An 11,671-nucleotide genomic window follows, 5' to 3' on the forward strand; every position below is an offset into this window, starting at 1 on the left:
CGCTCACGACCAGGTTTTCCAGGGCGCGCGGCCGGACTGCCAGAGATCCTCCAGCAGGTTGCGCTCGCGCAGCGTGTCCATTGGCTGCCAGAAGCCGCTATGCTCGAAGGCCATCAGCTCGCCGTCGCTCGCCAGCTTCGCCAGAGGCTCGACTTCCCAGGACGTTGTGTCGTCCTTGATGTAGTCGATGACCTTGGGCGACAGCACGAAAAAGCCGCCGTTGATCCAGCCGCCCTCGTCGCGATGCTTCTCGAGGAAGCCGGAGACGCTGGCGCCGTCGCGGGCGAGCGCGCCGAAGCGCGCCGGCGAACGAACCGCGGTCACGGTGGCAAGCTTGCCGTGGCGGTGATGGAAGTCGATCAGCGTGCTGATATCGAGATCGGCCACGCCGTCGCCATAGGTCAGGCAGAACGCGCTCTCGCCCTCCAGGTGATGCGCCACGCGCTTGATGCGGCCGCCCGTCATGGTCGCCAGGCCGGTGTCGACCATGGTCACGCGCCAGTTCTCCGCGCGTGGCGCCAGGATATCGATGCGGCCGGTGGCGAGGTCGACGGTGACGTCGGAGCGGTGCAGCAGATAGTTGGCGAAGTACTCCTTGATCATGTAGCCGCGATAGCCACAGCAGATCACGAAATCCGTGACGCCGAACCCGGCATAGCTCTTCATGATGTGCCAGAGGATCGGCTGGCCGCCGATCTCGACCATCGGCTTGGGCCGGGAATTGGTCTCCTCGGCGATGCGCGTTCCGAGACCGCCCGCCAGTATCACCGCCTTCATCAGAACGGCCACCAGTCGTTGCGCTTGGGCGTCCAGCCGCGCTGCTGCATGCACATGTCCATCAGCTTGTCGCTGCGCAGGTTATCGCTGCGCTGCGCCATCTGACGCGGCAGGCGGGTGCTGCCGTAGCGCGTCTCGCTGGTGCCGATGGTCGCCTCGCGGTCCATGTTGATGCCGCGCTCCTTGGCCATCATGTCGTCGGTGAAGCCGCGGCAGGCTGCGAGGTCGCGATTGTACTGCTCGCTGGTCGCGTTCTCCCTGACGTAGTCGGGGCCGCAGGCGGACAGGACGAGGGCGGCGAGCAGCGCCGTGGCGATCGCGCGGGTCATGCCGCGACCTTGGCGCTGATCGCCGCTTCGACCGCCTGCAGCGCGGCGTCGGCCTGCGCCGCGTCCGGTCCGCCGCCCTGCGCCATGTCGGGCCGTCCGCCGCCGCCCTTGCCGCCCAGGGCCGCGACCGCCGCGCGCACCAGCTCGACCGCCGAGAGTCGTGCGACGAGATCGTCGGTGACGCCGATCACCGCCGAGGCCTTGCCGTCCTCGACGCCGACCAGCGCGACCACGCCCGAGCCGACCTGCTTCTTGAAGTCGTCGGCCATGCCCTTGAGGTCCTTGCCGGGCACGCCGTCGAGACGACGCGCGATCAGCTTCACGCCGCCGACCTCCTTCGGCCCGGAGTCGGCCGCCTTGCTGGCGCTGCCGCTGCCCGCGAGCGCCAGCGCCTTGCGCGCCTCGCCCAGCTCGCGTTCCAGCTTGCGCTGCGAGTCGATCATCGCCATGAGACGCGGCGCCACTTCATCGGGCCGCACGCGCAGCGCATTGGCCGCCTTGGCGAGCTGATCGCCCTGATCGCGCACGTAAGCCTCGGCGGCCGCGCCGGCCATCGCCTCGATGCGCCGCACGCCGGCCGCCACCGCGCCCTCGCCGACGATCTTGAACAGGCCGATGTCGCCGGTGCGCCTGGCATGCGTGCCGCCGCAGAGCTCGACCGAGTACTTCTCGCCCTCGCCGCCCATCGACAGCACGCGTACCTCCTCGCCGTACTTTTCGCCGAACAGCGCCATGGCGCCCGCCGCGATTGCCTCGTCGGGCGTCATCAGCCGCGTGTCGACCGGCGTATTGAGCCGGATGCGCGCGTTGACCTCGTCCTCGATGGCACGCAGCTCGTCGAAGGCGATGGCCTTGCCGTGGCTGATGTCGAAGCGCAGCCGGTCGGGCGCCACCAGCGAGCCCTTCTGCGTCACGTGATCGCCGAGATGGCGGCGCAGCGCCTCGTGCAGCAGGTGGGTGGCGGAGTGATGCGCGCGCAGCGCCGAACGCCTGCGCCCGTCGACGGAGAGCACGACGTCGTCACCGACATTCAGCGTGCCCTTCTCGACCAGCACGTTGTGCACGTGCAGATCGCCCAGCTTCTTCAGCGTGTCGGTGACGGCGATGTCGCCGCCACCCGCCGTGGCGATGCGGCCGGTGTCGCCCATCTGGCCGCCGGACTCGCCGTAGAACGGCGTCTGGTTGACCACGGCCTGGCCGCTCTGGCCTTGCGCCAGCGACTGCACTTCCTGGCCATCGGCGAGGATCGCCATCACCTTGCCCTCGGCCTGCTCGACCTCGTAGCCGAGAAACTCCGTGGCGCCGACCTTCTCGCGGATGTCGAACCACACCGCCTCGTTGGCCGCCTCGCCCGAGCCCGCCCAGGCGGCGCGCGCCTTGGCCTTCTGCTCTTCCATCGCCTTGTCGAAGCCCGCCGTGTCGACGACGATCTCGCGCGCACGCAGCACGTCCTGCGTAAGATCCAACGGGAAGCCATAGGTGTCGTAGAGCTTGAAGGCGACGTCGCCGCGCAGCATGCCGCCCCGGGTCATGCCGAGCGTCTCCTCCTCGAGCAGGCGCAGGCCGACACCCAGGGTCTGCTTGAAGCGAGTCTCCTCCAGCCTCAGTGTCTCGCTGATCAGCGGCTGTGCGCGCACCAGTTCGGGAAAGGCATCGCCCATCTGCTTCACCAGTTCGGGGACCAGCTTGAAGACCACCGGGTCCCTGGCGCCGAGCATGTGGGCATGGCGCATCGCGCGACGCATGATGCGGCGCACCACGTAGCCACGGCCTTCGTTGGACGGCAGCACGCCGTCGGCGATCAGGAACGAGCTGGCACGCAGATGGTCGGCGATCACCTTGTGCGAAGGCGACTGCGGGCCATCGGGATCGACTCCGGTCTCGTGCGCCACCGCCTCGACCAGGGCACGGATCATGTCGACGTCGTAGTTGTTGTGCTTGCCCTGCATCACCGCGGCGATGCGTTCCAGCCCCATGCCGGTGTCGATCGAGGGGCGCGGCAGATTCACCCGCTCCTCCTTCGTCACCTGCTCGAACTGCATGAAGACGAGGTTCCAGATCTCGATGAAGCGATCGCCGTCCTGCTCGGCGCTGCCTGGCGGGCCACCGGCGATCGAGGGACCGTGGTCGTAGAAGATTTCCGAGCACGGGCCGCACGGGCCGGTATCGCCCATCGCCCAGAAATTGTCGGAGGTGGCGATGCGGATGATCTTCTCGTCGGGCAGGCCGGCGATCTTCTTCCAGTGGCCGAAGGCCTCGTCATCGTCATGGTAGACGGTGACCAGCAGCTTGTCCTTCGGCAGGCCGTAGTCCCTGGTCAGGAGATTCCACGACAGCTCGATGGCGCGCTCCTTGAAGTAGTCGCCAAAGCTAAAATTGCCGAGCATCTCGAAGAAGGTGTGGTGGCGAGCAGTGTAGCCGACGTTCTCGAGATCGTTGTGCTTGCCGCCGGCGCGCACGCATTTCTGCGAGGTCGCGGCCGTGCTGTAGGGTCGCTTCTCCAGGCCGGTGAAGACGTTCTTGAACTGCACCATCCCGGCGTTGGTGAACATCAGGGTGGGGTCGTTGCGCGGCACGAGCGGGCTCGAGGCCACGACCTCGTGGCCCTCGCGCCGGAAGAACTCGAGGAACGTCCGCCTGATGTCGCTCGCGCTTGCCATTGTCCTGAACCGCTGCCGGGCGCCCCGGGCCGCCCGCCGCGTCGCATCAACGCGGCCGATCCCGTTGCAAAGTCAGCGGTTTTACAATGCACATCGGGGGGTGTCCATGCGATGCTGTCCGCACGCGCCATGAGCAACGAACCCACCCGGACCGAGGGCCCGCCGGCAATTATCGAGCTGCCGGGAGGCGAGGCGATCACCGTTCCCCTGCCATCGGGCGAGGTGCCGGCCCATGCCGTGCTGCCGGCGCTGCGCGCCCTGGTCGACGCCATGATGGAGCGCGTCAAGGACGCCTCGGCGGCGCGCGGCGAGACCATCACCTGCCGCGCCGGCTGCGGCGCCTGCTGCCGGCAATACGTGCCGATCTCGGACATGGAGGCGCGCGCCCTGGCGGGGCTGCTCGAGCGCATGCCGGAGGACCGCCAGGCCCGGGTGCGGGCGCGCTTCGCCGACGCCGAGGCGCGGCTGCGCGAGGCCGGCATGTGGGACCGGCTGACGCAGGGCGGGAGGATTCTGGCGAGTGAGCACATGCAGCTCGTGATCAACTATTTCCACCTCGGCATCCCCTGCCCGTTCCTCGAGGACGAGGCCTGCTCGATCCATCCTGATCGGCCGCTGATCTGCCGCGAGTACCTCGTGGTCTCGCCGGCAACCCATTGCGCCAAGCTGGAGCGCGGCAAGATCAAGCGGCTGGCCGCGCCGCAGACCTCTACCGCGCTGCATGTCATGGACGCCGCGCACGATCCCGAGAACTACAACGTGTTCCCGCTGGTCGCCGTGCTCGACTGGCTGCGCCGTCATCCCGAAGAGCCCGAGCGGCGCAGCGCCGAGGCCTGGGTCAACCATTTCGGCCGCGCCATGCAGCTGCGCTTCGGCGACTCGGTCGAGATGGTGACGGTTCCGCCCCCCGAAGCCAGCGAGGAATGGTAAAGAGCCGCGCCGTGTAGCCCGGAGTTCCGCCCGTATGCCTCCTGCCAAGCCCGGTTCCGACGTCATTTCCGCCAATCTCCGGATGATGGTCGGCCCCCTGCGCGTCGAGACGCGGCTTGAGGTCTCGCCGCGGCCGATCAAGCCACAGCAGGCGCTGCCCACGCTGATGCGGCTGGTCAACGCCGTGGTCGACGAGACCGAGAAGGAGGTCGAGCGCAAGGGCCTGAAGATCTCCTGCACCAAGGGCTGCGGCGCCTGCTGTCGCCAGCTCGTGCCGATCTCCGACGTCGAGGCACACCACCTCCGCGCAGTAGTCGACGCCATGCCGCCCTCGCGCCGCAAGGCAGTCGAGGAACGCTTTGCCGCGGCGTCGCGCCGGCTGCAGGAGGCCGGGCTCAAGGACTACCTGATGGCACCGACGCGCCAGACCGCGGACGAAGCCACCGCCTTCGGCCTGAAGTACTACGAGCTCGATCTTGCCTGTCCCTTCCTCGAGGACGAGAGCTGCTCGATCCACCAGGACCGGCCACTGGTCTGCCGCGAGTATCTGGTGACCTCGCCGGCAGCCAATTGCTCGCGACTGGCCGAGGGCGAGATCGATCCGGTCGAAGTGCCGAAGATGTCGGCGCTGGCGCGCACGCTTACCGACCCCGCCGGCCAGCAATCGACGCGCTGGGTGGCGCTGTCGCTGGCGCTGGAGTGGGTCGCGGACCATCCCGAGCGCTTCCCGCTGAAGACCGGACCGGAATGGATCGACGCCTTCCTCAAGGCGGTGTCGACGATTCCGCGGCCCGACACCGTGCCGGCCGCGTCGCCGCCACGTCCGACGGCGGCAAGGCCGACCCTGGAGCTGGCAATTCCCAGCGGGGAAGTCACGGCGCTGGCTGTCATGCCGGTCGTGCGCCAGTTGTCGGAGCATGCGATCGGCGCCGCCGTGGCGGCGGTCGAGCGCGGCGGCAAGAGCATCTCCTGTCGCGAGGGCTGCGCGGCGTGCTGCCGCCAGGCGGTGCCGCTGGCCGACGTCGAGGCCTGGGCGCTGGGCGACCTGATCGAGGCGATGCCCGAGCCGCGTCGCGCCGTTGTCCGCCAGCGCCTGGCCGAGGCCGAGCGCAAGCTCGATGCCGCCGCAATCGCCATGCTCGACGTGCACGGCCACTCGAGCGACGAGTACCGGCGACTGGCCCGCTCATACTTCGACCTGCGTCTGGACTGCCCGTTTCTCGACAACGAGCGTTGCTCGATCCACGCATCGCGGCCGCTGGCCTGCCGCGAGCACATCGTGACCTCGTTGCCGCAGCACTGCTGGACGGTCGACGGCGGCCTGGTCGAGGGCGTGCGCTCGCCACCGCTCGCCGGCGCGCTCCTGCGCCTGACGTCGGAGGACACGCCCCCGCGGCCGCGCGCGACCCTGCTGCCGCTGCTGCTGCGCTGGCTGGCGCTCAATCCGAAGCCGACTGCGGTCAGGCCGGCTCAGAAATGGATCGAGCGCCTGATGTCGATACAGTCGGCGCTGACGAAGGGCGACGGCGGCAAGGCGGCGTCATGAGCCGGCCCTCGCTGCTGTTCCTGCCGGGCTCGTCGGGTGCGGCCAGCTTCTGGCTGCCGGTGGGCGAGTTGCTGCCGGTGTCGTGGCGCAAGCGCTACCTCGACTGGCCAGGCATGGGCTCGGTACCGCCCTCGCCGAGGATCGCCTCCTACGACGACCTTGCCGACCTCGTGCTCGATCGGCTCGAGGAACCGACGGCGCTGGTGGCGCAGTCGATGGGCGGCGTGGCCGCTGTCAAGGCGGCCCTGCGGCGGCCCGACCGTGTCAGCCATCTCGTGCTGACGGCGACGTCGGGCGGCATCGACCGGACAGCCTTCGATCTGTTTGATTGGCGTCCCGATTACCGCAGGGCGTACCCGCACGCGCCGGACTGGATCTTCGCGCCGGTCGGCGACCTCAGTCCGGAGCTGCGGCGTCTGCGCATGCCGGTGCTGCTGGTGTGGGCCACGCAAGATGCGATCAGCCCGCTGGCGCTCGGCCGCCACCTTGCCGGCCTGATGCCGCATGCCCGCCTGATCGAGATCGACAGCGACGATCACTGGGTCGTGCGCCAGCATCCGACGCAAGTCGCGCGCGAAATCGAGATGCTGATTGCCGGGTAGCCCACAAATGGAGCGGGCGGCGCCGTGGGGTGCGCCGCCCGCGTGACGCCCAGGATCGCAGGGCGCCGGGGAACTCGCACCTATGGATGGGGGTCCATGGGGATAGCGCGAGTTCCGTATACGAACTTAAGCGCAGTTCACCGCGAGGCAACGGCGCATCCCAACTGTGAAATCCATAAATTGTGGAAAACCAATCGTTTCGGCTGACCTGACCTTCTCACCCCATATCGTCACTGTATACCGTCAGTTTACGGTCAGACTTCGCGCTTGGCGAGTCGAGACTGATTGAGGCCTGTGGGAAAATGTCCGCGTGCCCGCCCTCCCCGGTCGACCACGCGGACGCCCCTCAAGCGAAGATCATTCGTCGTCGTCCGAGCCGCCCTCGGCATCCATCAGCGCGCCCGACAGCACGCCGGCATTGGCGCGGATGGCGTGCTCGATCTTGTCGGCGACCTCGGGATGCTCGCGCAGGAAGGTCTTGGCGTTCTCGCGCCCCTGGCCGATGCGCTGGCCGTCCCAGGAGAACCATGAGCCCGACTTCTCGACGATGCCGGCCTTGACGCCGAGATCGACCAGCTCGCCGACCTTGGAGACGCCTTCGCCGTACATGATGTCGAACTCGACAACCTTGAACGGCGGCGCGACCTTGTTCTTCACCACCTTCACGCGGGTCTGGTTGCCGACCACGTCCTCGCGCTCCTTGATAGCGCCGATGCGGCGGATGTCGAGGCGCACCGAGGCATAGAACTTCAGCGCATTGCCGCCGGTCGTGGTCTCGGGATTGCCGAACATCACGCCGATCTTCATGCGGATCTGGTTGATGAAGATCACCAGGGTGTTGGACTTGGAGATCGAGGCGGTGAGCTTGCGCAGCGCCTGGCTCATCAGGCGCGCCTGCAGGCCGGGCAGCGAATCGCCCATCTCGCCCTCGAGCTCGGCCTTGGGCACGAGTGCCGCCACCGAGTCGATCACCAGCACATCGATCGCACCGGAGCGCACCAGGGTATCGGCGATCTCCAGCGCCTGCTCGCCGGCGTCGGGCTGCGAGATCAGCAGGTTCTCGACATCGACGCCGAGCTTCTTGGCATAGGCCGGATCCATCGCATGCTCGGCATCGATGAAGGCGCAGGTGCCGCCCTTCTTCTGCGCCTCGGCGACGCAATGCAGCGCCAGCGTCGTCTTGCCCGAGCTCTCAGGGCCGTAGATCTCGACGATGCGGCCCTTGGGCAGGCCGCCGATGCCGAGCGCGATGTCGAGGCTCAGGGAGCCGGTCGAGATCGCCTCGATCTCCAGCGTCTCGCGCTGGCCGAGCTTCATGATCGAGCCCTTGCCGAAGGCCCGCTCGATCTGTGCCAGCGCAGCGTCCAGCGCCTTGCCCTTGTTGTCCATCCCGTCCTTCTCGACGATCTTCAGGTTCACCAGCGACATCGTCCTGCTCCTCGTTAAATCAGCCCTGCGGCTCCGCGACAATCAGGATAAATCGAACGAGCAACGCCAATGTACGCAATTTGTTCTCATTGGGAAGCGGAAAATTAAGCCACTGATATTCTTAAAGACTTGACACATGTTCTGGTAGTGTTCCTCGCATTTGACATAAGAGACCTGGATCGGCCGGCACACCTGAACGTGAGCGCCGCACTCCGTTCATTTTGGATGGTTTGATCGTTCTGACGACGGCCCCAACAGACTTACATTCGAGTGCAGAAAGTTTCCCGTACCGCCACCGAGGGTCACGTGCCGGCGCCGCTGCGAAGGACGCTCCGTCTGCCCCGGCATCCGCTGGACCGCTTGCGGCTGGCCATGGTCGTCCTGGCGGTGACCTTCGTCGCGACATTGTCGGCTTGGCAGGCGACGAACCTGGCTCGCGCCCGGTCCGACGCATTCGACATCGCGCGGTCGCGCGGCACCACCCTCACCCTCGTGCTGGCCACCCATCTGCAGCGCGCGATCGCCGAGGTCGACGCGACATTGAGCCAGATCGCCGGCCTCAGCGCCCGCATGGGCGGCCCCGAGGGATCGAGCCCGGAGTGGCGGCAGGTGCTCGCCGCCGCGCGCGCGAGCGCCTCCGGCATTCACGCGATCACCGTGGTGGACGACCAGGGCATCGTTCGCCATTCGACGATCCCCCAGGCCATCGGGCAATCGCGACGCGATCTCCACATCTTCCGGCACCTGTCCGAAGCGACGTCGCCCGACACCGTCAGCGATGTGCCGTTTCGCGGCCTCGCCACCGGGCGGGTCGTCTTTCCGGTCGGCCGGCGCCTGACGCGGCCCGATGGTTCCTTCGCCGGAGCGGTGGTCGCCTCGGTCGACCCCGAGGCGCTGCGCCGCTTCTACGCGACGATCGATGTCGGCGTCGGCGGCAGCCTGTGGGTCGTGCACGCCACCGGCCTCGTGCTGGTCCGCCAGCCCTCGCCTCCGCCGGACATGGGCCTTGCCCTGCCCGACACCGCGCCGCTGCGCCGCGCGATGGCGCGCGAGCGTGCCGGATACTTCACCGGCGACGTCGATCGCGCGTCGCAAGGCCTGACGTCGTTCCGCCTGGCCGAGCGCGGCGCACTGACCGTGGCGTTGACGGCGTCCGAGGACGACATCCTGCGCGGCTGGCGACGCGAGGCGCGCGCCTCGATCCTCATCCTGGCGCTGATCGTGCTGGTGATCATCGTCGCAACCATCGTCGTCGATCGCGAGCTGGTGGCGCGGCGCACGGCCGAGGACGAGCTGCGCCGGCGCAACGCGGTGCTGAACCGCGCGCAGGAGATCGCCGGCATCTGGTCGACGCGGCTGGCGCGCGACGGCTCGCTGTCGCAGCTCTCGAGCGGGGCCCAGGGACTGCTGGGCGGCGGGTCGCCCCGGCTGAGCGACCTGCTGCGGCTGATCGACGACAGGGGCGCGGCCGGCGCACTGATCGACGCCATCGAGCGCTGCCGCGCCGATGGCAGCGGCGCGCGGCTCGAGCTGGTGCTCTCCAACGGCGCCGGGCCGAAGCGCATCCTGGTCGCCGACGTGGCGCGCGACAGCGCCGAGGAGCGCTCGGTCATGCTGGTCTGCCAGGACGTCACCGAACGGCGCACCATGGAGAACGCGCTGCGCCAGTCGCAGAAGATGGAGTCGATCGGCCATCTCGCCAGCGGCATCGCGCACGACTTCAACAACCTGCTGATGGTCGTCGTCGGCAATGCCGAGGCGGCGCTCGACGACATCGCGCACGACAATCCGGCGCGGCCGGCGGTGCAGACAATCCAGGAAGCCGCCGAGCGCGGCGCCGAGCTCACCAGCCAGCTGCTCGCCTTCTCGCGCAGCCAGGTGCTGTCGCCCGCGCGCGTCGAACTGCAGACGCTGGTCGATGGCATGCGCAGCATGCTGCAGCGGACCCTGGGCTCGACCATCGACGTCGTCATCCGCGAGCGCGACGGACCGTCGTTCGCCTTCGTCGATCCCCGCCAGATCGAGCACGCGCTGATGAATCTCGCGATCAACGCGCGCGATGCCATGGCGGAAGGCGGCGAGCTGACGATCGGCGTGGCCGATGTCGAGCTCGGTCCCGGCGATCTCGCCGATCGACCCGGCCTCGAGCCGGGGCGCTATGTCCGCCTGTCGGTCGCCGATACCGGGGCGGGCATGTCGGCCGAGACCGCGCGCCGCGCCGCCGAGCCATTCTTCACCACCAAGGACACCGGCCGGGGTGTCGGGCTGGGACTCAGCATCGTCCACGGCATCGTCCAGCAATCGGGCGGCCATGTCGCCATCGACAGCGCGCCCGGACGCGGCACCACGGTCAACGTCTTCCTGCCGGCCGCTTAGGCGGCACGGGAGCCAGGCGCCGGCCGTCCCCAGTAAGGCCTGACGCCAGGCAAGGGTCAGATCGCTTCATCCCCGTAGTACAGCGTGACGACATGCTTGGCTTCGGCGAAGAAAAGCCAGCGCTCGACGAACACGCCAATCGTCGCCAGAACCGCGGCCACGAGCGCCGCGATCAGCGCCGGCCAGCCGGACGACACCAGCGGCAACACGGACAGGACGGCAGGCAAGCCAAAGCCCAGCACGAGCGCGATCCGGCGCAGCTTGGCGGCGTGCTTGCGCGCGATGCGATAGCCCATCTCCTTGAGCAGGTAGTTCTCGGACGTGTGGGGCGCCGCGAAGTGACGGACGGTGCCGAACGATCCGAGGCCCGTCGCGCTTCCTGCGGTGCTGACAGCGGTCGCCGTGTCGATCGAACGCCAGTAGCCCAGCTTCAGCGCCGCCGCCAGCGCAATGGCGGCGATCGCCAGGACGCTCAACGCCGGATGCGGTGCGAAGAACTGCGCAACCAGGACCAGCCACAGGCTGCCGTTCATCAGCGCCAAGGCCAGGTAGTTGGGCACGACCCACGCATTGTGCCATCGCGGCACGGGCTTCAGGGATTGGTAGATCATTCCCGTGCAGTAGACGGTGATCGCCGCACCCAGTGCCGCCAGGAGGCCCAGCGGCAGCGAGACAGTCCCGAGGAAGATCCAGGCGACGGCGAACAGGCCGGCCGGCAGGTATGTGGCGACCGAAGCGACCCCTTCGCGCGACAGCCAGGAGGTTCGGTACTGCGACAGCGCCCGCCACGCGCGCTCGGGCCTGCCGAGATGCAGCAGCGAGGACAGCAGGCCGGCGGTGATGGCGAGCAGCGCCAGCAGGAGAGCGACCAGCCCGAAGCGCATGTCCTGCGGCAGGGCGGAGAGCGGCGCCAGGACTCCGATCAATGCCAGAAGCCCGTATCCGGCACCGGAGGCTGTGGTGAAGAAGATCACCGAATGCGAAGGATGCATGGCTACTCCACGAAGGCGACCTGATCCTTCG

General features: G+C 68.3%; 9 protein-coding genes. 4 read left to right on the forward strand and 5 right to left on the reverse strand.

All coding sequences use genetic code 11. From position 1 onward, the window contains the following. Positions 1 to 3 precede the first annotated feature (3 nt). From rfbF to alaS, 3 genes are read right to left on the reverse strand one after another with little or no spacing between them, the layout of a single operon-like run. Complete coding sequence (gene rfbF, locus KF889_20385) at positions 4 to 777, reverse strand: glucose-1-phosphate cytidylyltransferase (GenBank protein MBX3501807.1); 774 nt, start codon at positions 775 to 777, stop codon at positions 4 to 6. After that, on the reverse strand, positions 777 to 1,106 hold the full coding sequence (locus tag KF889_20390; protein ID MBX3501808.1) for a hypothetical protein: 330 nt from the start codon (positions 1,104 to 1,106) through the stop codon (positions 777 to 779). The genes rfbF and KF889_20390 overlap by 1 nt, the downstream gene beginning before the upstream one ends. Then, a complete protein-coding gene (gene alaS, locus KF889_20395; GenBank protein MBX3501809.1) occupies positions 1,103 to 3,766 on the reverse strand; it encodes an alanine--tRNA ligase in 2,664 nt (887 codons plus the stop codon). Before alaS ends, KF889_20390 begins: the two co-directional genes overlap by 4 nt. A 129-nt stretch (positions 3,767 to 3,895) precedes the next feature. Here alaS and KF889_20400 point away from each other — a divergent pair, with 129 nt between their 5' ends. The 3 genes from KF889_20400 to KF889_20410 are packed head-to-tail and all read left to right on the forward strand — an operon-like array spanning position 3,896 to position 6,844. Next, the gene (locus tag KF889_20400; protein MBX3501810.1) at positions 3,896 to 4,696 is read left to right on the forward strand and encodes a YkgJ family cysteine cluster protein; all 801 of its coding nucleotides are present in this window, start codon (positions 3,896 to 3,898) and stop codon (positions 4,694 to 4,696) included. A gap of 34 nt (positions 4,697 to 4,730) precedes the next feature. After that, positions 4,731 to 6,242: a YkgJ family cysteine cluster protein gene (locus KF889_20405; GenBank protein ID MBX3501811.1), complete on the forward strand. Its 1,512-nt coding sequence runs from the start codon at positions 4,731 to 4,733 to the stop codon at positions 6,240 to 6,242. Beyond that, positions 6,239 to 6,844, forward strand: a complete 606-nt coding sequence (locus tag KF889_20410) for an alpha/beta hydrolase (GenBank protein MBX3501812.1) — start codon at positions 6,239 to 6,241, stop codon at positions 6,842 to 6,844. Before KF889_20405 ends, KF889_20410 begins: the two co-directional genes overlap by 4 nt. Positions 6,845 to 7,201: 357 nt before the next feature. Here the strand turns inward: KF889_20410 and recA are convergent, their stop codons facing one another. Next, on the reverse strand, positions 7,202 to 8,272 hold the full coding sequence (recA, locus tag KF889_20415; GenBank protein ID MBX3501813.1) for a recombinase RecA: 1,071 nt from the start codon (positions 8,270 to 8,272) through the stop codon (positions 7,202 to 7,204). A 372-nt stretch (positions 8,273 to 8,644) separates the two neighbouring features. On the opposite strand from recA, the gene KF889_20420 reads away from it, so the two are divergent. After that, on the forward strand, positions 8,645 to 10,648 hold the full coding sequence (locus KF889_20420; protein MBX3501814.1) for a hypothetical protein: 2,004 nt from the start codon (positions 8,645 to 8,647) through the stop codon (positions 10,646 to 10,648). Between the two features lie 56 nt (positions 10,649 to 10,704). Here KF889_20420 and KF889_20425 read toward each other — a convergent pair whose 3' ends face one another. Then, positions 10,705 to 11,640, reverse strand: a complete 936-nt coding sequence (locus KF889_20425) for a dimethyl sulfoxide reductase anchor subunit (GenBank protein ID MBX3501815.1) — start codon at positions 11,638 to 11,640, stop codon at positions 10,705 to 10,707. Positions 11,641 to 11,671: the final 31 nt, after the last annotated feature.

The sequence above is a fragment of the Alphaproteobacteria bacterium genome (assembly GCA_019635875.1).
Lineage (GTDB): Bacteria > Pseudomonadota > Alphaproteobacteria > Reyranellales > Reyranellaceae > JAFAZJ01.